The following is a 23554-nucleotide window of genomic DNA, read 5'->3' on the forward strand; positions in this document are numbered from 1 at the left end:
ACTGGTCATCATGGCCGCAATCTCGCTGCTGATGAGCCGTGTTATCGTCGATGAACTCCGGAAACTGGACGCAGAACAACGGGAAAGCGCCGACGACGCTGCGGCGTCGTCGCCGCAACTTCCTCGTCGACGATGTTCTCACGCTGTCGAACGCCATGCACACCTGATTCAGTTGTACGTGATGCTCGATTTAGGGTACGAACTCCCGGATTTAGATGAGTTGTTGCTGTGGGCTTCACGTGATCCAAATCCGCATCGTCCGAGATTACGTGAGCAGGTTGAGTCAGGCGAGTTCTGGTAACGAACTCGCCTGACGACCGGGGCAGCCCCTGTCTCAATAGCAGCAGCTCTGGAACGGCAACACNAGGTTGAGTCAGGCGAGTTCTGGTAACGAACTCGCCTGACGACCGGGGCAGCCCCTGTCTCAATAGCAGCAGCTCTGGAACGGCAACACACTTACAGCCGTGAGTGCGCCGCCTCGAAGGTATCACACGACGAATCCGTACTGACTGCTCCAGCGAACCCAGTCTCCTGAGCCAATAGCTTCCCAATTAGGTACAGTTTCCGCTGAGATGCTGCTTCACTCCGCCACTAAACTAGAACAGATGNAACCCAGTCTCCTGAGCCAATAGCTTCCCAATTAGGTACAGTTTCCGCTGAGATGCTGCTTCACTCCGCCACTAAACTAGAACAGATGACGGTGCGCCAGAAGACGAGTCACCCCCCGGTCCGGAACGCGACCGCACAGTCACCCCGTGGGATCGGGTTCGACGTCGAAACGCCCCGCCGACGATCGTGGCTCTGCCTCGAGCGTCGAGTCGTACCGGTGACACCGGACCTGTCTCTCACACGCGTCACCGTCGTCAGGGGAGTCGCGTTCACACACGGTCGGGAACGCGTCGGCGAGTCGGTCGCTCGCGCCCTCGAGGTCGCCGCTGGCGATCGCCTCGACCGCATCGTCGACGGCCCGAGCGGCGTGGGCGTCCGAAATCGTCGTGGGGAGGCCGAAGGCGTCTCGGACGGTCTCCTCGTCGATCGCGGAGCGATCCGTTCGGCCCCGGCTCACGTCGACCGCCGGTGGCAGTTCGCCCGTGTGCACCGAGAACCGAAACGCGGCGATCGCCTCCCAGATGTCGGGCTCGAGGTCGAGACCTGCCGGCGGGATGACCTCGGGACAGCGGGGGTGGAATCGACAGCCCGATGGCGGGTCGCTGGGCTCCGGGACGGCGTCGGTAAGCGGGCGAACGAGTTCCCGATCGGCCGGGTCCAGGCTCGGCACCGAACCTAACAGCACTCTCGTGTACGGATGTGCAGGGGACGCAAGCACCTTCTCGGTCGGGCCCCGTTCGACGATCTCGCCGAGATACATGACGGCGAGTCGGTCACAGAACTGTCTGACGACGTCGATATCGTGGCTGATGAACAGGATCGCGACGTCGAACTCCCGTCGAATCTCGTCGAGCAACGCGAGGACGTCGGACTGGACGCGGCCGTCGAGCGCGCTCGTGGGTTCGTCGGCGACGATCAGGTCCGGATTGAGGACGAGCGCCCGGGCGATAGCGATCCGCTGTTTCTCCCCACCAGAGAACTCGTGTGGATACCGGTCCGCGTCGTCGGCCGAGAGTCCGACGCGCTCGAGAAGGTCGGCGACGATCGCTCGTCGCCGGGCGGCGTCGTCCATGCCGTGGAGCGCGAGCGGTTCTGCGACCGCTTCGCCGACGGTCAGCCGTGGGTTGAACGCGTCGTTTGGGTCCTGGACGATCAACTGGGCGCGTCGGCGGAACGACCGGAGGGCCGCGCCCGACAACTCCGTGACCGACTCGCTGTCGAAGCGGATCTCCCCGCCGGTCGGCTCCTCGAGACGGAGCGTCGACAGCGCAGTCGTCGTTTTGCCGGAGCCGGATTCACCGACGAGGCCGAACGTCTCCCCGCGACGGACCCGAAAGCTAACTCCGTCGACGGCCCGAACGCGACCGACTTCCCGGCGAAGGAACCCCTTCGTGATCGGGAAGTGCGTCTCGAGATCGTCGACCTCTAGCAGCACCTCCCGGTCACCCCTCTCGGCGTCGGCAGTGTCTTCCGGGCCGGCGTCGTCGAGGTCAGTCACGGCTCTCACCTCCGGGGGCAGCGCCGTCGACTGGCCGGGTGTGGTCCGATGTCGTCGACTCGACCGGTTCGACGACCGTTCCGGCGTCCCGGCCCGGCGCGTAGAAGACACAGGAGGTCCGATGCTCGTCGCGTCCGTCGACGGGATAGAAATCGGGTTGTCCGTCACCCCCACAGTCGTCGATCGCGTGTGGACACTCCTCGCGAAACCGACAGCCATCGGCCGGGATCGAGCCTCGAGCCGACCGCTCGTCGCGTCTGGAGACGCCGTCGTGACTGTCCATCAGTTCGCGAGTGTAGGGGTGGGCCGGCCGATCGAACAGTCGCTCGACCGGACCGCGTTCGACGATCGTGCCGCCGAACATGACGAGTACGCGATCGGCGAGAGACGCGACCACACGGAGGTCGTGAGTCACCAACAGAAGGGACATTCCGCCGTCGGTCAGTTCTCGGAAGAGTTCGATCAGTCGCGCCTGGACGGTAACGTCGACGGCGGTCGTCGGCTCGTCGGCGATCAGCAGATCAGGATCGCACGCCAGCGCGATTGCGAGAGCGACTCGCTGTTGCATTCCCCCGGAGAACTCGTGGGGGTAGTCGTCGATACGGGACGGCGCGTTCGGGATGCCTACCCGTTGCAGAAGGTCGACACTGCGTGTACGTACCTCCGTGTCGGTAACGTCCTCGTGTATCTCGATGGCCTCGGCGAGCTGATCGCCGACCGTGTACACCGGGTCGAGCGCGCTCTGTGGGTTCTGGAAGACGTGTGCGATGCGACTGCCCCGGATCGCTCGTCGTTCTGATTCGGTCGCGTCGTGAATCGGCTCGCCGTCGAACTCGATCGTTCCGCCGACGATCTCCGCCGGCGGCTGGGGGACGATCCCGGTCAGTGTCTCGCAGGTGATGCTTTTTCCCGAGCCGGATTCGCCGACCAGACAGACGGTCTCTCCGCGCTCGACCTGAAAATCCACACCGTCGACCGCACGGATCGTCTCCCTCTCGGTTCGGATCATCGTTCGGAGGTTTTGGACCCGCAAGAGCGGCTCCGTCTCCATCGGTTCGGTCGCCGCGTTCGAACTGTCCGTCGCCGTATCGTCCGTACTCATCGTCATGGGTTCTGTCTCGGATCGAGCGCGTCGCGAAGGCCGTCACCGACCAGTTTCAACGACGCGAGAGTCGCCGTCAGGGCGATGGCGGGAAACGTCGAAACCCACCAGATTTCGTGGGGATTCATACTGAGTCCCACGCCGGTCACCGGCGGATCGAGCCCCTCCTGGATCGTCGACCCCCACGAGTAGAGTTCGATGTGGTGGAACCCGAGAAACGCCACGCCGGCCTCGACGAGGACCAACAGCGCGAGCAGGTGAAACACCGCCGGGACGAGGGTGTTCGTGATGTTCGGAACGATGTGGCGTTTCGCGATGTAGACCGGCGACGCGCCGAGGCTTCTGGCGACGAGAACGTGGCCATCCTCGCGACGCTGCAGCGTCTCGCTTCGGACGAGACGGGCGATCCCACCCCAGCTGAGCAGTCCGAACATCACGAGCAACAGGAGCAACGAGACGTTCCAGTACATGTATCCGATGAAGAAGGCGACGATAGCGGGGATACACAGCTGTACGTCGACGTAACTCGTCAGCAGGTCATCGATCCGACCGCCGCGGAACCCGGCGACGACGCCCACGATCGCAGCCAGCGGAACGATGAACGCGGCGGTGAACACGAGCACGTAGAGGGCGATCCGTGCGCCCTCGACGACGAGATATCCCATCGGGTGACCGCGGTGGTTCGTCCCGAGCGGGTAAGTGAGCGAGCCATCGCAGTACCGTGTGATGCCTTCTCCCTCGTGAATCTCGCCGAGGCATTCCGCGTGCCAGCCGGCCTCACTCGTGAACCCGTACGGCGAGTGCAAGCGGTGTTCGAACGCCAGATCGGGAGCGCTGAGAACGACTGGACCGACGATGCCGACGAGCGAAATCACGGCGAACACGCCGACACCGACCGCGTGTATCGGACGCGAGACGAGCCGCGTCAGAACGCGTCGCGTGATGTCGGGACGACGGACGGCCGGGACGACGAGAAACGACGTCAGAACCACCAGTCCCAGCCCGATCACCCAGTCGATCCGCTCGAGTTGCCAGCCGAGCGAAACGGTCCTACTCGTCTCGAGTGCGTACAGCCCCGCGAGCGTGACGACACCGAGTACGAACGCGATCCGTGGCGGCGTCGCGACTCCGCTGGAACGTTCGATCTCGTCCCAGTCTACCCGTTCGAAACGGCGGGTGTCGTCGGTGTCGCGCATGGGGGCGGATGGTCGTAGTGATATACTACCGTTCAATAAATGTTCGCAATAGCCGGTTTCTCGAGACCGTCGACGGGGCGGCGCTCGTTCGAACGTCAGGGTTGGACGCCGCCGTCGGCATCCTGCCCTCGAATTTCGTTCGGATCGAACTCGAGTAAGGGCTCGCCACACTCGCTGCAACCGAGCGCGAGCACCTCGTATGCGCGACAGCAGGATTCGACGGCGTCCTCGGTTAGCTCGATCGGGCCGTCACAGAGCGGACAGGCGACGTGGAACGATCGCAAGGCCTCGAGCAGTTCGATCCGCTGTCCCGGCGGCACCGTCTCCCAGCGGTCGGTCCGAGCGGCCAGCGCGTCGTGAGTCGCGAGGTCGGCGACGAAGGCAGCGTCACCGGGCCACTTGTGGATGCGACGGCCGACTTCGATCGCGGGGTAGTCGCGGTCTTTGACGTCGACGACTGACGGGTCGGTGCCGAACAGGTCCGCGACGACATCGGGATCAGAGTCGAGATCGGACCCGTCACCGACGAGCCGGTCTACCGCCCGTTCGACGCGTGCTGCGAACTCGTCGGTCAGACAGAGGTCGTCGACGTCCTCACACGGTTCGACGGCGTCGATCTCGAGCAAGAACGTCTCTGGGTCGACGGCCTGTCGTTCGTGGCGCTCGATCTCCGCGACGGTTTCCCACTCCTCGGCGGCAGGATCGTCGTCCGCCGGTGGGGCCGCGTTGGAACCGTCTCCTGTCGGTTCCACGCTCGAAGTCCGCGTCTCGGTGACTGGATGGGGTTCCTTGTCGAACAGCGCGAGGACCCGATCGGGGAAATATCGTTTCGTGAGCGTCGGCGTCCCCGGAACGAGGTAGCCACGAAGATAGATGGCAAGCAGTGAGCCGCCGAACGCGACGACTGCGACGCCGCGGGACGCAATCGCAAGCAGTGCGCTCGCGACGAGCGCGATGACGACGTTGACCGCAGTACACGGAAGACATCGATTGTCACCCGTGTACTCTGGATTACGGACGCGCTCGAGGAGCGACGTAGACTGGCCGGACATACCGCGTGGTTGGAATCGTGGCGTGAAAACAGGTGCGGGATAGCGACGTGTACTATTCGACTGCACCGTTCTCGAGCGACGCTCGTCACGCTCGGGAGTTCGGAAACGTCGGTCCGCTCGGCGTCACTGTCCCTGAGTCACACCCCGGCGTCCGGTGTTCGTCAGTGAGTCAGTGAGTCAGTGAAAAGTAGCGGGAGGTAGATTTGAACTACCGATCTGCGGGTTATGAGCCCGCCGGAATCTCCTGGCTATCCCATCCCGCTACCATATCGTAACCGAGTGCACTAATTAAGGGTTGTGATTCGATCGCCGTGTGGGGATTCGTGGCGTTACTCGCGGTGGACCTTCCAGGTGAAGAGGCTCTCGAAGGTGTAGTTGACGAAGAAGCCGACGCCGATCCCGACGACGTTCGCGAGTAGGTACCAGACGCCGAACAGTTCAATCAACGCCGTGTACACGCCAAGTGTCACCAGAAAACCGCCGAATCGGACCGTATACGATCGGAGGAGTCGTTTGAGAAGTGCCCTGGGAGACATCGCCCCGAACGTCGAGAACGTCCAGGATTCGTTGATAGTGAAGATGACAGCGATTGCGACCACCCAGGCGATCACCTTCGCGGAAACGAACCCAAGCTCCGCGAGTTCGACGAGCAACAACAGTACGCCGTTGTCGACCGCCGCGCCGACGACGCCAACGCCGGCGAACTGACTGAACCGAGTCACCGACACCAGCGCTCGAGCGCGCATCCGAACCGCCTCGAGCAGTGAGTCAGTCATCGTCGGCGTTTCGGTCCGGCCCGGATGCGGACCCGGGGCCGGGGCCGGGGCCGGGACTGGAGCCGGCCTCTCCCGGCTCGATCCCGAGGCGTTCGATTACGCGTGTCGGTTCCGATCGTCGCTTCGCGAGTGCGGCGTGGAGTCCACCGCCCGTGTCCCCGATGCGTTTCGCGCGGTGGCGCGCCCGGAGGGCTCCGCGCGCGAGTTCCAGCGGCGTTTCGACCGACGAGACGGTCGAGTCGGGCGCGTCCGCCCACGTGACCGGGACCTCCTCGACGCGATAGCCCAGCGCGTCGACGAGCGCGAGTAGCTCTACGTCCCAGGCGAAACCGTGCTCGCTGAGGTGGGGACAGACCGACCGCCAGGCGTCGGCCTCGATGGCTTTCGCGCCACACTGATAGTCCGACACCGAAATCGAGAGCAACCGCCGAGCGAGCCACGCGAACCCGTCACCGAGTTGCTCCCGGAACGCCGACTGGCTCGAGCGGACGTCGGCTTCCGGATGCCGGCGGGAGCCGATCACCAGTTCCGACTCGCCCTCCCGTATGCGTTCTACGATCCGTTCGACCGAGTGCACCGCCGTGCTCCCGTCCGCGTCGACGAACGCTCGAAGCTCCGTCTCGAGCGCGCAGAATCCGGCGGTCACTGCTGCGCCTTTCCCGCGCCGGCCCTCGACAGCGTTGATCGTCGCGGGGACAGCCTCGAGTCGCTCGACCGTCCCGGGGTCGGGATCGTCGAGTTCGATCCGGATCGTTTCGGGATCGAGACGCTTCTCAAGTTCGATCACGTACGCGCGAAGGGCGTCGACGTTCGGGCGGAACGCCGGAACGACGAGGCCGAGCGTCCGGCTCATTCGTCAGTACCGTCCCATTGATACCCCAAAAACGTGCTGGAAGGGGCCACCGTTGTCAGCTCGGTGACCGAACTCGAGCGAAAAGCGCAAGGCGGGCAACGACAACTCGAGGGCGGGAGCTGTGGACGCAGGCGTTACGGTAGAGAGACTGCGAGACGATTCGGTGGACACGGCCGGCAGCGAGTGTGCGTGTGCTTCGAGGGAGTCGCGGAGTCGTTACATCGCGAGGTCGCCGTTCTCTCGGACGACCTCGATCTCCTCGGCGTCGGCGCGGTCGACATCGAGGAAGTGCGGGATGAAGTTTCGTTTCTCGTAGTCCTCGTACTCGGACTGGTCGCCGACGGTACACCACAGCTGGACCTCCTCGGGTCCGTGCCACTCGCCGTTGCGGTTGATCCCGAAACAGACCAGCTCTTCGCCGTCGTGTTCCACGATGGCTCCCTTTCGAATTCCTGGGTCCCCGTGGATGATGAGCTGTTTCATAGGTCGACGTTCGGAAGAGAGTGGATTAAACGCTTCGAACGAGCACAGCATAGTAACAGCTGCAACGATTTGCACGCTGATCGCCGAACAGTCTGGCGATCAGGTGTGCACTGACGTACAGCGACTACTATAGCTACCGTGACGGACCCGACCAGCCGCTACGCGCTCATCCTTTCTCCCCAGGGACACGGTCGATCGGGACCGTGACGACCATCCAGACCGACCGTCGCCCGACGACGCCGTCCTGTCCTGGGTCGATCCGACGACGGCGAACCAAACGGGTTTTAAACGGCCCCGTCTTAGGCCACGGCAAGTGAGATAACCATGCAGATGCCACGCCGATTCAATACGTACTGCCCGCACTGCCACGAACACCACGAACACGAAGTCGAGAAGACCCGAACCGGTCGATCGACCGGGATGAAGTGGGACGCTCGCCGAACCAAGCGACACACCTCGAGCATCGGTAACTCCGGTCGCTTCTCGAAGGTGCCAGCCGGCGAGAAGCCCACCAAGAAGACCGATCTCAAGTACCGCTGCAGCGAGTGTGGCAAGGCCCACCTCCGCGAAGGATGGCGTGCCGGCCGACTCGAGTTCCAGGAGTGATTACGATGGCAGGAAACTTCTACTCCGTCCGATGTGGTGACTGCGAGAACGAACAGGTCGTCTTCGGCAAGGCCTCCACCGAGGTCGCCTGCGCCGTCTGCGGAACGACGCTTGCCCGCCCGACCGGTGGGAAAGCCGAGATCGAACACGAAGTCATCGAAACAGTCGAGTCACGATGAAATACAGCGGCTGGCCCGACTCCGGCGAACTCGTCGTCGGCAAGATCGACGAGATCGAGGACTTCGGCGTCTTCGTCGACCTCGAGGAGTACGAGGACAAACGCGGCCTCATCCACATCTCGGAGGTTGCCAGTGGATGGATCAAGAACGTCCGCGACCACGTCCGCGAGGGCCAGATCGTCGTCTGTAAGGTGCTCGACGTCGACCAGGACTCCCAGCAGATCGACCTCTCGCTGAAAGACGTCAACGACCACCAGCGCTCCGAGAAGATCCAGCAGTGGAAAAACGAACAGAAGGCCGACAACTGGATGGAGCTCGCGCTGGGTGAGGACACCGACGACGAGACCTACACGGCGATCGCAAACGAGCTGATCGGCGAGCACGGCAGCCTCTACGACGGCTTCAAGCAGGCCGCTATCCACGGCAACGAAGCCCTCGAGGGGACCGATCTCGACGACGACGAAGTCGACGCGATCGTCGACACGGCCCGCGAGAACGTCTCGGTGCCGTACGTCAACGTCACCGGCTACGTCGATCTCGAGAACCCCTCGCCAAGCGGCGTCGACGGTATCCGCAATGCCCTCGAAGCTGCCGAAGGCAACGGCGAGGTCCCCGAGGAAGTCGACCTCGAGGTCAGCTACGTTGGTGCTCCCGAGTACCGCATCGAGGTACAGGCACCCAACTACAAGACCGCCGAGTCGCAACTCGAGGCGAGCGCGGAGCGTGCCGTCGCCGCGATCGAGGACGAAGGTGGCGACGGCGAGTACCACCGCGAACGCCGTACCGACGAGGAGTAACGCGGCTGAATCCAACGGAGTGTCGAGAACGTGAAATCGGATATCCGGGTGTGTTCGGCGTGGCGCGAGCGACACGACCGCCCGGTGTACACCCTTTCTACCGAGTGTCCCGACTGTGGGGCCGACGCCGAAAACAGCGCGCCCGCGCCGTTCGATCCCGAAGACCCGTACGGCGAGTACCGACGGTCTCTTAAGCGTCGCAATCGCTGATATCGGTATGGACGAACTCGAGATCGACGCGGTCGCCGAAGCGGAACTGGACGACCCCGTGCTCGTCGAGGGGCTGCCCGGCGTCGGACACGTCGGCAAGCTCGCGGGCGATCACCTGCTCGAGGAACTCGCGGGCGACAGCACGCTCGTTCGTCGTCTCTACTCCCGCGAGTTCCCGCCCAAGGTCAGCGTCGAGGATGGGGTCTCCGAGTTGACGTGTGCGGAGATACACGCCGTCTCAGTCGAGGACGGTCGCGATCTGCTCGTACTGACTGGTGACCACCAGGCCCAGTCCAACACGGGCCACTACGTGCTGACCGACGCGATTCTCGATATCGCCGAGGAGTTCGGCGCGTCGGAGCTGTTCGCACTCGGCGGCGTCCCGACGGGCGAACTCATCGAGGAGTACGCCGTCGTCGGTGCCGTCAGCGACGAATCGATGTGCGAGCCGTTCGAAGAGGTCGGAGTCGAGTTCCGTGAAGACGAGCCCGCTGGCGGTATCGTCGGGGTCTCGGGGCTCCTGCTGGGGCTTGGCGAGCGCCGTGGCTTCGAAGCGGCCTGCCTGATGGGCGAGACCAGCGGCTACCTCGTCGATCCGAAAAGCGCCCGTGCGGTACTCGAGGTTCTCGAGGAACTGCTCGAGTTCGAACTCGACTACGAGTCGCTCGACGACCGAGCCGAAGAGATGGAGGAAGTCGTCGGCAAGATCCAGGAGATGGAACAGCAACAGCAACAACAGCAGGTACCGACCGACGACGATCTTCGCTATATCGGCTAGGGTCGGATTTCCTCGTCCCCCCAGTCGATCGCAGGTCCAAACGCTATTTTCTCTCGAACACCGACGCTCCGTATGAGCGACTTTCGAGACGCGAACCGATACGACGTCGGCGTCGTCGGTGCGGGGCTTGCCGGTCTGACGGCGACACGAGAACTGGCCGAGGCGGGACTGGACGTGGTCGTCCTCGAGGCCCGCGGGCGCGTCGGCGGGCGTACTGTCGGGGAGTCGCTGTCGACCGGGGAAACGATCGACCGTGGCGCAGAGTGGATCGGAGCCGAACACGACCGCGTCCTCGCATTGGTCGAGGAGTTCGATCTCGAGCTCTCCGAGCAGTACGGGGACGGGCTCGACCGGGTCGCCGTAGCTGGTGACCTGTTCGAACACGAGGATCGAGTCCAGGCGCTGCCGTCCGAATCGGCTACGGAGCTACGCGAGGCTGCAGACCGGGTCGAGTCGCTCCGTCGTGATGTCCCCTTCGAGACGCCCCGGGACGCACCCGAGGCCGACACGTGGGACGCGACGACGGTCGAATCCTGGAAACGAGAGACGATGGAGACCACAGCCGCACGGGAGGCGTTCGACGCGTTCGTTCGTGCGGAGTTCACCGTCGAGCCGAGCGAGATGTCGCTCCTGTACTTTCTGACGGCCGTCGACGCCGCCGGCGGACTCGAGCTGGCGACCGATTCCGTCAGTGTGACCCAGCAACACCGGCTCGTCGGCGGCAGCCAGCAGCTCTCGACGCGGCTGGCCGACGACCTCGAGGACGTGATCGCGATCCGGCTGAACGAGCCGGTTCGCCGGATCGACCGACGCGGCGACGACGTGACGCTCGCGTCTGACGATGACACCTACGTCGTCTCGGACGCCATCGTCGCCGTCCCGCCGCCGCTCGTCGAGCGGATCGATCACGAGCCGCCGCTGCCCGCCCGGCGGCGAGGGCTGGGACAGCGTATGCCGATGGGTGCGGTGATCAAGTTCGTCGCGGCGTACGAGAGCCCGTTCTGGCGCGCCGACGGCTACTCCGGTTCGGTGCTCGCGGCCGACGGAATCGTAGCCGAGGTCGCCGACGGAACCCGTCCGAACACGGATCGCGGACACCTCGTCGGGTTCGTCGCCGGTGCCGACGCCTTCGAGTGGAGCGATCGACCGCTCGCCGAGCGCCGGGAACGAGTACTGGACGACCTCGAGCGCTACTTCGGGACGCAGGCGGCGACCCCCCTCGAGTACGTCGACGAAGCCTGGTCGAAGACGCAGTGGTCGAGTGGTGGGTACAACGCCGTGATGACACCGGGGACGCTGACGAGCTGTGGCGACGCGCTTCGGGAGCCAGTCGAGGGCGTCCACTGGGCGGGATCGGAGACGGCCCTCGAGGGACGTGGCTTCATGGAGGGGGCGATTCGGTCGGGAGAACGAGCCGCAAGCGCGGTTCTCGACGACGCTCGTGAGCAGTGATCGGATACCGAGAGGGCGGACGCACCACAGGGGAGCGATTTGGGCCGCCCTCGGGTACGGTTCGGTCGACCGGCGGAGCAACCGGTAGAGCTACGCCTCGAGCACTTCGTAGGAGACGTCGGCGTCCCGGAGCACGTCGGTAACGCGGCCGACCGCGTCCGTCGTCGCAACCGCGGTGACCTCGAGCCCGCGTTCGGCGGCGTCGGCGGCGACCTCCCCGACGGCGAACGTGACCGCAGGGTCGGCGTCGACGTCCCGACAGGCGACGACCGCCTCGATACCGGTCGCGACGGTCACGTCGGCTCCATCGCAGGTTTCGACGACCGTTTCACGGTCGACGGCCCGGCTTCCGCCCGAGCGGACCGCAGGGACCTGCAACACCGTGACCGAACCGGGCTCGAGGTCGATGACGCCCTCGAAGCTCGTGACGCCGACGTCTGTCCCGGCGTCGGCGTCGGTCGTCGCGACGCCGGTAGCCGGCCCGTCGTCGCCGGGAGTCGCGTGAAGAAGACCGTCCGTGACCGAGAGGGACACGATGTCTCCCTCTTCGAGGTCCTCGGTTGCGATGGCAGCGTCTTCGCCCATCGCACCGAGAACGTCTTCGGTGACGTGATTCGCGAACCGCCGGACATCGCCGGCGGCCTGGAAGAGCCAGTCGACTCCTTCTTTGGTGACGCGGTAGCGCGACCGGCCTTCCTTCTCGACGAGACCGTCGTCGACGAGTTCGCGGATGTACTCGCTGACGGCCTGGCTCGTAACGCCGACTTCCTCGGCGATCTCCCCCTGGCTCACCGCGGGCTGGCGCTCGGCGATCTGAACGAGGATGCGAAACCGCGTCGCGGCCCGCTTGTTGTCGAGGACGTCGACCATATCGAACGCTTTTGGCGAGCGGAGCAAAAAGGTACGCGGTCGCCGGTCGGGGAACGGACGCCGTTTCGGGTTCCGTTCGAGCCCGCCCTCGTGCGAAAACGGAATCGATTCGAATCAAGGGCCGATGGAGTTCTTTTCCCGACACATACTATATTTGATATCGGAGATCGACCGAACAGACTAATTAGGCTTCGAGATAGTTCGGAGGTTATGAACGACCGCTACGACGTAGTGATCGCCGGTGCCGGTCCCGCCGGCGGACAGTGTGCGCGCGACCTCGCGACGAGAGGCTACGACGTCGTCGTCCTGGAAACCGAGTCCGAAGACGGATTCCCCCGACAGAGCAACAAGTCGACGGCTGGGACGTTCCCGTCGATGATGGCATCGTTCGGTATCCCCGACGATGTCGTGATGCAGTACACAGACAGCGTCGTCCTCGAGTCGCCGACGGACCATTACGTCCGGGAGCAACCCGGTGCTGTCCTCGAATTTGCCGACTTCAAACGCTTCCTCGTCGAGGACAGCCGCGACGACGGTGCGGAGTATCGGTTCGGCGCGCGCGTGACGGGTCCGATCATGGAAAACGGCGAGATCGTCGGTGTCGAGTACAACGGCGACGAGGAAGTGTACGGCGACGTCGTCATCGATGCGACGGGGCCGAGCGCCCCGCTGGCGAAAAAACTGGGGGTTAGCGAACTCGAGCGCAAGAACCACGCGGTCGGCATCGAGTACGAACTCGAGGGAATCGACATCGACCGCCCCGGTTTCGCGGACCTCCGGGACGCGATGATGCTGCGTCTCGACCACGAGATCGCACCAGGCGGCTACTCCTGGATTTTCCACACCGGTGCGGACACCGCCAAGGTCGGTCTCTGTTACATCCAGAACGGCTACCACCAGCGGTACGCCAAAGACGGCTACACCATCGACGACTACCTCTCACACTGGCTCGAGACCGATCCGCGGTTCCGGGAAGCCGAACGTATCGAGGGCAAGCAACACCGCGGTTCGGCACATATCCAGATGCCAGGAGCGATGCATACGGATCGGTTCATGGCTATCGGCGACACCGTGCCGACGGTCGATCCGCTCTGGGGTGAGGGTATCAACAAGTGCATGCAGTCGGGACGGATGGCCGCCGCCGCGGTCGATAGCTGTCTCAAACACGGCGACCTCGAGCCGACCGCGGAGAACCTCGAGGTCTACGAGACGCTGTGGCACCGCGAGGTCGCGCCGAACATGCAAAAGCGGCTGCTGATGACAAAACTCCTGTATCTCGCCGAGAACGAACGGTACGACCAGTTGATGGCCGACCTCGGTCGGCTCGACGACAACACCCTGGCGAAGGCAAACCGGGGCGATATCGGAGCGATCCTCAGACTGCTCGAGGCCGGTGATCTGCCGATGCTCGCGACGTTCGCTCGACGGGAAATCGGCCTCGATACGCTGCGGTCGCTTTTCTAACGGCTGAGTTTCGAAGAGCGATAATTTGCCGTTCCGGACCCACGGTGGATGCCGACAAGCGGTCTGGACCGGTTCGCTCGGGTCGCAGTTTGCCGACGGCCGCCGACATCGATGGGGCCGCCGTCGCTTTTTCGGCGGCGGGCGGGAGTTCGAAACCGAAAACAGCAGGGGGTGACGTTTTGCAACGCTACCCGGGCGAACTTCCGATACTGATTCTCCACCGGTTTTAAAATGTCTAATGGTTCCTGAGAGTGTTTTATGTTTTTATGAAACGACACGAAACGACTGACAAGCGGCGTCAGTCGTGAAACAAAATGAATCACAGCTAATGATATATCCGTTATATGGGATCGAACCTGCAAGGGGTGAGTGAGTCGAATCATGTTGCCGACCCCGAATACGGATCCTCACGCTCGCCCCGCCGCCCGGCGAGTGGCGACCGTCGTGAGCGAATCCGTCCTCCCTCCGGTTCGAGCGATCGCGTTCTGGACGACGATTCTGCTGCCCATGCTGGCTTTCGTCGCGCTCGCGACGGGAGTCGCGTCGATTACGCTGCCGACTGCGATCGGATTCCTCGCGGCGTACAGTGCGTGTGCAATCGTCGGTCACAGTCACAGTCCCCACTAACACAATCATGAGTACGAGCGCATCCCAAACCCAGACCCAGACCCAGTCCGAGTCTCAAACCAGCCGTTCCTCCAAAGCACAGCGTCTCGTCGACTACTTCAAGAACGAACTCGAGCGCAAGTCCGGAGACCTCTACGTGAAAGGTAAGTTCATCGCGGACGATGTCGATCTGTCGCCGAAAGAGATCGGCGCGTTGATGGTCCAGTTGCAGGATTCGGTCGACGACCTCGAGATCGAGAAGTGGTCGTACACGTCCGCAACGACCTGGCGGGTCTCGGACGGGTCGTAACCGATGGGAGTACGACAGCCCTCCGACACGGTGTCGATTTCCACGTCCCCGCTTACGGACGACGAACGCGCCCAGGCCGCAGCCGAGGCCGTCGAGCAAGTCGCCGCGACGCTCGAGTCGCGGTCTGCCAAGCGCACGCAAGTAGATTGCGAATAGGTCCTCCAGAAACCTCGGGAAACGGCCCTCCAAGCACCGGCTGCCGTTAGACGCGTTCCGGTAGCCAACCGCCGTCGACTTCGACGTTCTCGCCGCTGACGTAGTCCGTCTCCGGATCGAGGAAGAAGTACAGCGGCTGGATCAGATCTTCGTAACTCGCAGGTCGATCCCGTGGGAGCTCCTCGGGGAATACGTCGGAGTTTTCGACGACGTACGGCGAGATGGCGTTGACGGTGATCCCGTCGTCTTGCGTATCGGCAGCGAGCATACGAGTGAACATCAAGACGCTCGCTTTCGCGGCGAAGTACGGGAAGTTCCGCGGGCTCACCAGCCCCGTCTCCGAGGACGCGTACCCGACGTTGACGATCCGGGCATACTCGGTTTCCTCGTCGCGCATCGCCGGCAGCGCACGCTTCGAGCAGAGGTAGGTTCCGTCGACGTTGGTCGCAAAGACCCGCTTCCAGGTCTCGAACTCGAGGTCGTCCCAGTGGGTGGGGGCGAAATCGCCGACGTTGTTCACGAGGACGTCGACGGTTCCGAGTTCGGACTCGATCGCCGAGAACAGTTCGTCGACGCTATCGGGGTCGGTCACGTCGGCCTGGACGGCCGTCGCTGCTTCGGCTCCCCGCTCGCGGGCCGCGTCGGCAACGTCCTGGGCGGCGTCCGAACTGGTGTGATAGTGGACGGCGGTTTTCGCGCCACAGTCGGCCGTCGCCAGGAGGAGTTCGCGGCCGACGCCTTTCGCGCTGCCCGTGACGAGTACGGTCCGGTTCGAGAGGTCTGGTCCGTCCATGCCGGTGTGGTCGGCGAGCGCGTGGAAAAGTACCCCGGTCGCGGAACCCCGGTTCGAAACACAAACCGTCCGGGAGCGGGTCCGCCAACGGAATCGACGGTCCGGAAGGTCACACCCGGCGAAACGTCCACCGACAAGGGGTTTTACGTCACCCGGGCCGGTTACTGAGTGGTATGACGGTAGCACTCGAGACGGTTCTTCTCGCCGTCGGTCCCGGTGACGCCGATCGTATCGACGAACTCAGCGAGGCGGTACTCGAGGTCGCCGCGCCCGCCGACGCGACGGTCGTCCTCGCACACGTCTTCACCGACGACGAGTACGACGAGGTGCTCGATCGCCTCGAGTTCGAGACTGGCTCCGACGTCGAACCCGACGAGGTCGCGGCCCGCCATTCGACGATCCGCGAACTCGGGAGCGATTTAGCCGAACACGAAGTCGAGTACGACGTACGCGGGACCGTCGGTGATCACGGGCCCGCGATCGTCGACCTCGCGCTCGAGGCCGACGCGGACCGCGTGCTCGTCGGCGGCCGGCGACGCTCGCCGGCCGGGAAGGCGGTGTTCGGATCGACCGCCCAGGAGGTGTTGCTCTCGTCGCCGTGTCCGGTAACGTTCGTTCGCGGGAACGAGTGACGGTTCGGCGCGTCGCCCCGAACGCGGGTCGACACGTTCGACGACTCGAGGCTATTTAAGCGCCCCATCCCAAGGACCGACCGATGTACCACGACGTCCTCATTCCGACGGACGGGAGCGACGACACTCGGCGGTCAATCGAACACGGGTTGGCGATCGCCGAGCGGTTCGACGCGACCGTACACGCCCTGTCGGTCGTTCCGGAAGGCCCCCTCGGGCCCCTCGAGAGCGAGGAGGCGACGCCGGCGGCCCGGCGGGCGGTAGATCACGTCGAGTTCGAAGCCCGACGGCGGGGCGTCGACGCCGTCACCGCTGTTCGACAGGGTGTCCCTCACGAGGAAATCCTCGCGTATGCGGACGCGGAAGGAATCGACGCCATCGTGATGGGGACGCAGGGTCGGACGGGAATCGACCGCGTCCTCGTCGGCAGCGTCACGGAACGGCTCGTTCGTATGGCCGACGTTCCCGTCGTCACGGTTCGGTTGGGTGACAAACTGCGGATCGACGACGAGGACGAGGCCGAACGGATCGCTCGCGACGCTCTCGAGGAACGTGGCACTCCCGCCCAGTCGGTTGCAGGATCGATCCACCGCGTCAGCGGTACCTGGCGAGTGCCGTTCGAGACCGAGGACGGGCCCCTCGAGGTCCGCGTCGACGGTGTGACCGAGGAGGCGGCGGTCGATTCGCTCGAGGCGGACGCGGAGTAGTGGTATCGCTTTTCGACCTGGGATCGTGAGACCGTCGGACCGTCGGGGTCGGAGCAGGCACATGTTCGGGGCGAGTTTCTGGGCCGTCGATCCCCTACGTTCGACCGAGATGAACCCGTTCTCGAGAGGCGCGACGGCGGACGGCGACGGTTTCGACGAAATCGCCGAGTTCGTTCCCGAGAACGTCCCGGACCCCGGGTCGTTTCTCGAGGGTCACGATCTGCTCGTCGACGAAGAGCACGTCGCGTTCCACGAACTGACCGAGGAGTTGTTCGAGGAACGCGGCGTCTACGACGCGACCTTCGGCTACAACCTCGCGCGGCTCAACCTCGATCACCGCCATCCCGAGGCCGGTTACCGGTACGCCGTCGAGGCCGACGATCCGACGGTTCTCCGGGCGGAGTTTACGCCGACGACCGAGTTTTGTCCCCAGGCCGACGCCCTCACGAAAGGTTCCTTCCGGGCCTGGAACGGACTCTCGGACCGTCACCAGTACGAGCTCGTTCGCGTTCGCGTTCGTCGCTCCCACCACCAGGCCGCGGGGCTCAACGACACGCTCGAGCGTCTGGAGAAACAGTTCCTCGAGACCGGACGGGTTCCGGGAGCGGAAGCGTCCGAGGAACGGGCGGACGACGACGAAGCGGGCGAACAGACACGATCGCCGTTCTGATCGATGGGTTCCGAATCGGGCGGAACGCCGGCATCGGCTACGATAACGCGCTGGGCTCGTCTCTTCGTCATCACCGGGGTCGGCTTCTTCGTCGCCTGGCACTTTGCCACACTCGCGGACTACCCCCGCTCGGCGACCGTCTCGCTGGGGCTTTTCGGCTTCGTTTTCCACGTCGTCTTCGGGAAGGCATATGCGCTGGTGCCTTCGTACTTCGCCCGTGATCTCGCCGTGCCACGAGCACCGTCGATCCACCTACCGATGGCCGCGCTCGGAACCGTCGGTGCGTTTTTCGGTACTGCGGTCGTCGGCTCGGCCGCACTCGAGGCGGCGGGACTCTTCCTCTGGTTCGTCGGCTGTCTCGTCTTCGTCGCGACGATCGGCTGGACGATTGGAGACGATCCGACCGGCTCCGAGACGGGGACCGGGAACGTCGACGCGGATCGCAAACGCGTCGACCGGGTTGCCAACGCCGTCGTCCCGCTCGTGCTCGCGTACCTGTTCGTGGGATCGTCGCTCGCGCTGGCGGCCACGCTCGGATCGCTTCCCGGACTGCCCGGACTGTTCTCACTGACTGGGCCCGCCGTGACACACCTGCTCGCCGCGGGAACCGCGACGCTGTCGTCTTCGGAATCGGGTTCCGGCTCCTGCCGCGTCTGCTGGCCGTCGAATCCCCGTTTCCGCTCGTGGTCGTCGTGCTCGTGACCGGGGCGACCGGGCCGGCACTGATCGCAGTCGACTTCTATGGGGGGTCGGTGTTCCAGGTCGGGGCCGTCTTCCAGACGGTCGCGCTGGTCGGATTCGCGGCCGCGTACGGTGATATGTACCGACGGAGCGACAGGTCCCGGGTTGGCGGTCGAACTGTGCTCGTGGCCGTCTTGTTCGGCGTGCTCGCGGCACTGCTCGGAATCTCGTTTGCCGCCCTTCCCGAGGCCGTTCCGGGCAGCGCGTTCGAGGCACACTACCGGCTCGCAGTCGGCGGATTCCTCGGGTTGACGATCGTCGGCGTGACCTATTTCTTTTATCCACCCGGAATCGCGAGTCGCCGATACGTCGACGACCGCACGGCGGGAGCGGCAGTCGTCGCGCTTGGCACCGGCCTCCTCCTCGAGGCCGTCGCCTTGCTCGCGGCCGCGCCGACGGTCGTCGTCGGGCGTGTGCTGTCGGTGATCGGTGCAGTGCTCTACGCGACTGTCCTCGGAACGATATTCAGCGAACGGGGGTTCAGTTAGTGGCCGGATCACCCTCACCGAAGACGATCGAGATCAGGTGCCGTCGACGTCCACGTCGGCGACATCTGCAGGTTCGTCGGAGCCGTCGCCGTCCTCGAGCGTCAGGAACGCCCCCACGATCCCACCAGGACCGTGCCGGTGGATCGTCAGGAGCACGTTCACGACGAACAGACAGAAACCGACCGTCGCCAGCAGCCCGCTCGCTGCACTGACCGCGGCAGGGAGGTCGAAAAGCGGTGCCACAGCCATACCCGCGAAGCCGACGACCGTCAGGGCGAAGTCGGCCCGCTCGAGCCGATCGTCGTAGAGATCGTCGATCATCGGCACCTGCTCGAATCCGAGACGGTCGCTGTACTGCTCGAGCCAGAGGATAAACGGGACGATGTGGTACAGCGAGCCGACGACGACGAACGCGAAGACGCCGAACACGAGGAGGTTCGTCGCGTCGGGGTGGCCGAACAGCCCCGCGGGGCCAAGCGGGTCGACCCACCAGGCCGGGAGCGTGAGGAAGACCCAGGCGTACAGCGAAGCGACGACGATCCAGTATCGATCCGTCATCGGCGACCGTTCCGCGGTCGAGCCGGCGAGAATCCGCGTGACGACGACCGCGACGGCGATCAGGCCAACCAGGAGGAACACGGCACCGATCCGTGCGAGCGGCTCGAGCCCCAGCCCCCGTCCCGCGGCGAAGGCCGCGAGCCCGACCACGAAGAGGGGTTGCTCGAGTGCGAGCAGTCGATCGTCGAGCGCCTCGAGGTCGAACTGCGCGAACATCTTCGCGAGCTGGACGAGCGCGCCGATGATCGTCGCGACGACTGCGCCGTACAGCGCGAGCGTCGCGTGCAAGAGCAAGACGTCGCCGCGGTCGAGGAACGTCCCCTCGAGCAACGGCGTCGTGAAATCGACCGCGAGCAGATAGCCGAGGGGAGCGAGCAGGGCGAAACTGGCTAACGCGACGGCGAAGTGACGCTCCGTGAACTCGAGTGGTCGGGCTCGCCACAGCGTCCGACCGACGTTGTAGACGAACAGCCAGACGCCGACGAGCAGCGGGACAGCGGCGACGGCGAGCCAGGCGAGTTCGCCCGCGAGTAACACGGGGACGAACGCGGCCAGTCCGCCGACGACGAGCCACAACTGAGCGACGGCGAGCCGCCGTGAGTGGATCGATACGCCGGACCAGACGGGCACGAACTGGGTCATCGCGCCCATGATCGTCACGCCGACCCAGCCAAGCAGGAGAACGTGGACGTGTGCGACCTCGGCCAGGCCGGGAAGCGTCCGAACGGCCATCACGGTACCGCCGACGACCCCACCTACCAGAAACGCAAGCGAGAGGACGAAATGGCGGAACGGGATCGCCATCGGCGGCTGCTGATCGGTCCGTAGTCCGCCGGGGATTCGGTTCATGGTTCAGGGTTAGCGTCCCACCGCCGTCCGCTTGTGTCCGAACGTGTTCGGAGTGGCCCTTTCGCGGCTCGACGGCGTAGAAACGGGCATGTCAGCCGACACAACGAGCCAGGAGCGGCGACGCGATCGCGATTGCGATTCCGATTCCGACCACGGGAGCGAAACCGACGCCGACGCCGACACACCGCCCGAACGAGCGACCACTACCGTCGAGGTCCGCTGTACCGGTCACGTCCGCGAGGCCGTCGGGACCCACCAACTCGAGTTTCGGTTCGAGGGTGATCGCCTCCGGGACTTCTTCGAGGCTTTCTTTGCGGAGTACGACGTCGAAGACATGCTCATCGCCGAGACCGAAGAGGAGGCTACGGCCCACGGCTGGGCCGAGTCGCCCGAGGAGCTTCCGGGAACGTGGCGGAAGAACCCCGAAGGCGAACAGACGAGCACCTACGCACGCGTCTGTATCAACGGTCGGTTCAACGAGCACTACGAGGGGTTCGAGACCGAACTCACGGACGACGACCGCGTGGCGTTGATCTACCCGTTTCTGTTCTGTTGTTAGCTGCTTCGGGCCGCCAGGCGAGGATACGAACCGTCGTCCGGAGGCGTTTCGGCCGTCTTCACTCGAGCCCACACTCCGGCACGAGTGAGCCCACGAGCGACGCCGAGTCCGTCACGCATCGCGTCCACACACGTTATTCCATCACGTCAGGAAGTGCCCACAGTCCGATCATGCCAATCGGTCTCGAGTCGCGAAACGACGGCGCGCCGATCGCTACCCGGCCCATTCAGCGAGAATCGCGGACCGATCACCCGAGTCGGATTGCCACCTCACCCGAACGGTTTCCCCGTCGAGATCGTCGGCACAGACGGTCGCGACGTCGCCGGCGGACACCGATCCATCGGCGACGTTCGACGTGGAGTACCCTTTCGGGGCAGCCCACGATCCCGACAGGTCGCGGTTGTCCACCGTCACGTAGAGTTCGTCCGCCGGGATCGAGTCCCCAGCGACGTGTCCGATCTCGATCCCGTCGCCCTTGCAGTCAGCCGAGTCGAACGTGAACGCGGCCTTCGGCTGTGTCTCGAGGGGCATAGAACTGTCGACGATCCCGAACGCGAACACGTGTACCGCGCCGGCCAGAACGACCGTAATAGCGAGCAGCAAGACGACGCCGACGATCGGTGAAACGCCGAGGTCGTCCGATCGCAGCGAGCGATCCCGCGAGTTCTCCGACTGGTCGGGTCCTGACGAAAACGACATCAGTCCGTTCGTCGACCCGCTTCACCCTGGTTATCCGGTGGATAGGGCCGGCCAGGGTCTGGTTACCACCGTCTGTCGGGCCCGGCGACGAGGAGGGCGGGCCGCTATAGCACCAACTGCAACGATTCCACACTGATCGTCGATCCGTCTACCGATCAGGGGCGCACTGACTTGCAGTGGCTACTATCGGGTTTCGACGGAGTCGAAGCGCGGACCCCGACTCTACTGCCTTTTTACTCGTCGGCGAACATGTCAGTGTCTTCCCGACCCCTGGGAACGAGAGGGCTCCTTTCCTTCCCGCTCTCGAAAGATTCGAACAATGCGTCCCGGCAATCTCGACACCTCCGAACGACCGTTCGTCCTCATCTGGGAACTCAGCCAGGCTTGCGAGCTGGCGTGTGACCACTGCCGGGCGGACGCACAGTCCAAGCGCCATCCCGACGAGCTCACGACCGAGGAGGGGAAGCGACTGCTCGAGGACGCCGCCGAGTTCGGCGAGGGGCAACTGGTCGTCCTCTCGGGCGGCGATCCGCTCGTCCGCGACGATGTCGAGGAACTCGTCGCGTACGGCGACGAGCTCGGGCTCCGGATGACGATCACGCCCAGCGGCACCCACTCGCTGACACGGGACCGCATCGAGGCGCTCGCCGACGCCGGGCTCAAACGGATGGCCGTCAGTATCGACGGCGCGACGGCCGAGAGCCACGACGACTTCCGTGGTGAGGACGGCAGCTTCGACGAAACGATCCGGGCCGTCGAACAGGCCCGGGAAGCGGGCCTTCCGGTTCAGGTGAACACGACTGTCTGCGAGCAGACCGTCGGCGACCTGCCCGGGATACGGGACCTGCTGCGTGAGATCGGTGCGGTGCTGTGGAGCGTCTTCTTCCTCGTTCCCATCGGCCGCGGCCGCATCCTCGACCCGATCGACCCCGAGGCAGCCGACGCCGTGATGGCCTGGCTCGACGAGGTCAACGAAGCCGAGCCGTTCGGACTCAAGACCACTGAAGCACCACAGTACCGACGGGTATCGTTACAGCGCAACCGCGAGCGGGATGAACGAGCCGCGGATGTGGCTCCCTCGAGCCGCGAAACCGACGCCAACGACGGGATCGAACGCCGAACGGGGATCATCGCCGGCGACGGCTTCGCGTTCGTGAGCCACACCGGTGAGGTCTACCCGTCCGGGTTCCTCCCCGAGTCGGCCGGCTCCGTTCGAGAACAGCCGGTACACGAAATCTATCGCGAGGCACCGCTGTTCCGGTCGCTCAGGGATCGCGACCGACTCGAGGGCAAGTGCGGAGCCTGCGAGTTCCGTCACGTCTGTGGCGGGAGTCGGTCGCGTGCGTACGCGACCACGGGCAACCCACTCGAGAGCGACCCCCTCTGTCCTCACGTTCCGGAGGGGTACGACGGACCCGTGCCGTGGGACGAGGATCGGTCCGCCACGCGTCAGGACGGGACGCCTTCGCCGGGCGACTGAGACGAATCGTCGGAACCCGCTTGGTTTCGGCATTTCCGGACGAGACGCGACCCTGGCACTCGAACGAAGTCCCGCGTCGGAGTTATCGATCAGACGACACTCTTGGGCTGTGCTCTCGATGCCAGTGCTCGAAAAATCGGGATGTGATCGGCGACCGGGGGGACTGACCGAACAACCACCGCGAAGTGGTAGACGAGACCGACTGAGCGCCCGGTCGCCGGCTGACGATGGCTCGGTGCAACCGTGCGCCGATCGATTCATCGACGCCCGTCTGCAGTCGCACGCGGCGACGACAGTGCTACTAGTACTATCTCGGTGCAGTGACGATCACGGCTGTGATCGTGCCAGTTACGGCGGACGGGTCCCGCGTGCAATCGATCG

General features: G+C 64.6%; 28 protein-coding genes, 1 tRNA gene and 1 pseudogene. 18 read left to right on the forward strand and 12 right to left on the reverse strand.

What is annotated here, in order from left to right:
- Positions 1-301: pseudogene (locus C446_RS17945) on the forward strand (IS4 family transposase); the annotation flags it as partial.
- Positions 302-748: 447 nt separating this feature from the next.
- Here the strand turns inward: C446_RS17945 and C446_RS08205 are convergent.
- The 8 genes from C446_RS08205 to C446_RS08240 all read right to left on the reverse strand — a co-directional run bounded on the left by C446_RS08205 (position 749) and on the right by C446_RS08240 (position 7569).
- Positions 749-2107: an ABC transporter ATP-binding protein gene (locus C446_RS08205; RefSeq protein WP_204365912.1), complete on the reverse strand. Its 1359-nt coding sequence runs from the start codon at positions 2105-2107 to the stop codon at positions 749-751.
- Positions 2100-3215, reverse strand: coding sequence for an ABC transporter ATP-binding protein (locus C446_RS08210; protein WP_006672626.1), 1116 nt, complete (start codon positions 3213-3215; stop codon positions 2100-2102). The genes C446_RS08205 and C446_RS08210 overlap by 8 nt, the downstream gene beginning before the upstream one ends.
- Positions 3212-4405, reverse strand: coding sequence for an ABC transporter permease (locus C446_RS08215; protein ID WP_006672627.1), 1194 nt, complete (start codon positions 4403-4405; stop codon positions 3212-3214). The genes C446_RS08210 and C446_RS08215 overlap by 4 nt, the downstream gene beginning before the upstream one ends.
- Before the next feature lie 95 nt (positions 4406-4500).
- On the reverse strand, positions 4501-5457 hold the full coding sequence (locus C446_RS08220) for a hypothetical protein (protein WP_006672628.1): 957 nt from the start codon (positions 5455-5457) through the stop codon (positions 4501-4503).
- Positions 5458-5645: 188 nt separating this feature from the next.
- A tRNA-Met gene (locus C446_RS08225) sits at positions 5646-5720 on the reverse strand.
- Between the two features lie 66 nt (positions 5721-5786).
- Entirely contained in the window at positions 5787-6233 is a 447-nt protein-coding gene (locus C446_RS08230) for a GtrA family protein (protein WP_006672629.1), read from the reverse strand.
- On the reverse strand, positions 6226-7086 hold the full coding sequence (locus tag C446_RS08235) for a glycosyltransferase (RefSeq protein WP_006672630.1): 861 nt from the start codon (positions 7084-7086) through the stop codon (positions 6226-6228). The genes C446_RS08230 and C446_RS08235 overlap by 8 nt, the downstream gene beginning before the upstream one ends.
- Positions 7087-7302: 216 nt before the next feature.
- Positions 7303-7569 carry an HAH_0734 family protein gene (locus C446_RS08240; protein WP_006672631.1) on the reverse strand — a complete coding sequence of 89 codons (267 nt, stop codon included), beginning with the start codon at positions 7567-7569 and terminating at the stop codon, positions 7303-7305.
- Between the two features lie 324 nt (positions 7570-7893).
- Here C446_RS08240 and C446_RS08245 point away from each other — a divergent pair, with 324 nt between their 5' ends.
- The 6 genes from C446_RS08245 (at position 7894) to C446_RS08265 (ending at position 11591) form a co-directional block, all read left to right on the forward strand.
- The gene (locus C446_RS08245; protein WP_006672632.1) at positions 7894-8175 is read left to right on the forward strand and encodes a 50S ribosomal protein L44e; all 282 of its coding nucleotides are present in this window, start codon (positions 7894-7896) and stop codon (positions 8173-8175) included.
- Between the two features lie 5 nt (positions 8176-8180).
- Entirely contained in the window at positions 8181-8354 is a 174-nt protein-coding gene (locus C446_RS08250; RefSeq protein ID WP_006672633.1) for a 30S ribosomal protein S27e, read from the forward strand.
- Positions 8351-9151, forward strand: coding sequence for a translation initiation factor IF-2 subunit alpha (locus C446_RS08255; protein ID WP_006672634.1), 801 nt, complete (start codon positions 8351-8353; stop codon positions 9149-9151). The genes C446_RS08250 and C446_RS08255 overlap by 4 nt, the downstream gene beginning before the upstream one ends.
- Positions 9152-9181: 30 nt before the next feature.
- Entirely contained in the window at positions 9182-9361 is a 180-nt protein-coding gene (locus C446_RS17950) for an RNA-protein complex protein Nop10 (RefSeq protein WP_006672635.1), read from the forward strand.
- Positions 9362-9368: 7 nt separating this feature from the next.
- Positions 9369-10139 (forward strand): proteasome assembly chaperone family protein, encoded by a 771-nt coding sequence (locus C446_RS08260; protein WP_006672636.1) that lies wholly within the window; start codon positions 9369-9371, stop codon positions 10137-10139.
- 72 nt (positions 10140-10211) lie between these two features.
- Positions 10212-11591 (forward strand): flavin monoamine oxidase family protein, encoded by a 1380-nt coding sequence (locus C446_RS08265; RefSeq protein WP_006672637.1) that lies wholly within the window; start codon positions 10212-10214, stop codon positions 11589-11591.
- A gap of 90 nt (positions 11592-11681) precedes the next feature.
- Here C446_RS08265 and C446_RS08270 read toward each other — a convergent pair whose 3' ends face one another.
- Complete coding sequence (locus C446_RS08270; RefSeq protein ID WP_006672638.1) at positions 11682-12461, reverse strand: DUF7839 domain-containing protein; 780 nt, start codon at positions 12459-12461, stop codon at positions 11682-11684.
- Between the two features lie 210 nt (positions 12462-12671).
- Here C446_RS08270 and C446_RS08275 point away from each other — a divergent pair, with 210 nt between their 5' ends.
- From C446_RS08275 to C446_RS19065, 4 genes are all read left to right on the forward strand, one after another.
- On the forward strand, positions 12672-13925 hold the full coding sequence (locus C446_RS08275; protein ID WP_006672639.1) for a digeranylgeranylglycerophospholipid reductase: 1254 nt from the start codon (positions 12672-12674) through the stop codon (positions 13923-13925).
- A gap of 444 nt (positions 13926-14369) precedes the next feature.
- Positions 14370-14552, forward strand: coding sequence for a hypothetical protein (locus C446_RS08280; protein WP_239639481.1), 183 nt, complete (start codon positions 14370-14372; stop codon positions 14550-14552).
- Positions 14553-14559: 7 nt separating this feature from the next.
- Positions 14560-14841 carry a DUF7123 family protein gene (locus C446_RS08285; protein WP_006672641.1) on the forward strand — a complete coding sequence of 94 codons (282 nt, stop codon included), beginning with the start codon at positions 14560-14562 and terminating at the stop codon, positions 14839-14841.
- A 3-nt stretch (positions 14842-14844) separates the two neighbouring features.
- The gene (locus tag C446_RS19065; protein WP_160162960.1) at positions 14845-14997 is read left to right on the forward strand and encodes a hypothetical protein; all 153 of its coding nucleotides are present in this window, start codon (positions 14845-14847) and stop codon (positions 14995-14997) included.
- Positions 14998-15043: 46 nt separating this feature from the next.
- Here C446_RS19065 and C446_RS08290 read toward each other — a convergent pair whose 3' ends face one another.
- Complete coding sequence (locus tag C446_RS08290; protein ID WP_006672642.1) at positions 15044-15790, reverse strand: SDR family NAD(P)-dependent oxidoreductase; 747 nt, start codon at positions 15788-15790, stop codon at positions 15044-15046.
- Between the two features lie 173 nt (positions 15791-15963).
- Here C446_RS08290 and C446_RS08295 point away from each other — a divergent pair, with 173 nt between their 5' ends.
- The 5 genes from C446_RS08295 (at position 15964) to C446_RS19985 (ending at position 19028) form a co-directional block, all read left to right on the forward strand.
- Positions 15964-16422: a universal stress protein gene (locus tag C446_RS08295; protein ID WP_006672643.1), complete on the forward strand. Its 459-nt coding sequence runs from the start codon at positions 15964-15966 to the stop codon at positions 16420-16422.
- 83 nt (positions 16423-16505) lie between these two features.
- Complete coding sequence (locus C446_RS08300; RefSeq protein ID WP_006672644.1) at positions 16506-17129, forward strand: universal stress protein; 624 nt, start codon at positions 16506-16508, stop codon at positions 17127-17129.
- 61 nt (positions 17130-17190) lie between these two features.
- On the forward strand, positions 17191-17799 hold the full coding sequence (locus tag C446_RS08305) for a hypothetical protein (protein ID WP_006672645.1): 609 nt from the start codon (positions 17191-17193) through the stop codon (positions 17797-17799).
- A 3-nt stretch (positions 17800-17802) separates the two neighbouring features.
- Positions 17803-18501, forward strand: coding sequence for a hypothetical protein (locus tag C446_RS19980; protein WP_239639482.1), 699 nt, complete (start codon positions 17803-17805; stop codon positions 18499-18501).
- The gene (locus C446_RS19985; protein WP_239639483.1) at positions 18492-19028 is read left to right on the forward strand and encodes a hypothetical protein; all 537 of its coding nucleotides are present in this window, start codon (positions 18492-18494) and stop codon (positions 19026-19028) included. Before C446_RS19980 ends, C446_RS19985 begins: the two co-directional genes overlap by 10 nt.
- A gap of 33 nt (positions 19029-19061) precedes the next feature.
- Here the strand turns inward: C446_RS19985 and C446_RS08315 are convergent, their stop codons facing one another.
- Complete coding sequence (locus C446_RS08315; protein ID WP_006672646.1) at positions 19062-20435, reverse strand: heme-copper oxidase family protein; 1374 nt, start codon at positions 20433-20435, stop codon at positions 19062-19064.
- Between the two features lie 88 nt (positions 20436-20523).
- On the opposite strand from C446_RS08315, the gene C446_RS08320 reads away from it, so the two are divergent.
- Positions 20524-20994, forward strand: a complete 471-nt coding sequence (locus C446_RS08320) for a ubiquitin family protein (RefSeq protein ID WP_006672647.1) — start codon at positions 20524-20526, stop codon at positions 20992-20994.
- A gap of 213 nt (positions 20995-21207) precedes the next feature.
- Here C446_RS08320 and C446_RS08325 read toward each other — a convergent pair whose 3' ends face one another.
- Positions 21208-21693: a type IV pilin gene (locus C446_RS08325; protein WP_006672648.1), complete on the reverse strand. Its 486-nt coding sequence runs from the start codon at positions 21691-21693 to the stop codon at positions 21208-21210.
- A 319-nt stretch (positions 21694-22012) separates the two neighbouring features.
- On the opposite strand from C446_RS08325, the gene C446_RS08330 reads away from it, so the two are divergent.
- Positions 22013-23173: a TIGR04053 family radical SAM/SPASM domain-containing protein gene (locus tag C446_RS08330; protein ID WP_006672649.1), complete on the forward strand. Its 1161-nt coding sequence runs from the start codon at positions 22013-22015 to the stop codon at positions 23171-23173.
- The last annotated feature ends 381 nt before the right edge of the window (positions 23174-23554 follow it).

This window comes from Halobiforma nitratireducens JCM 10879, from assembly GCF_000337895.1.
In the GTDB taxonomy this organism is placed as follows: domain Archaea; phylum Halobacteriota; class Halobacteria; order Halobacteriales; family Natrialbaceae; genus Natronobacterium; species Natronobacterium nitratireducens.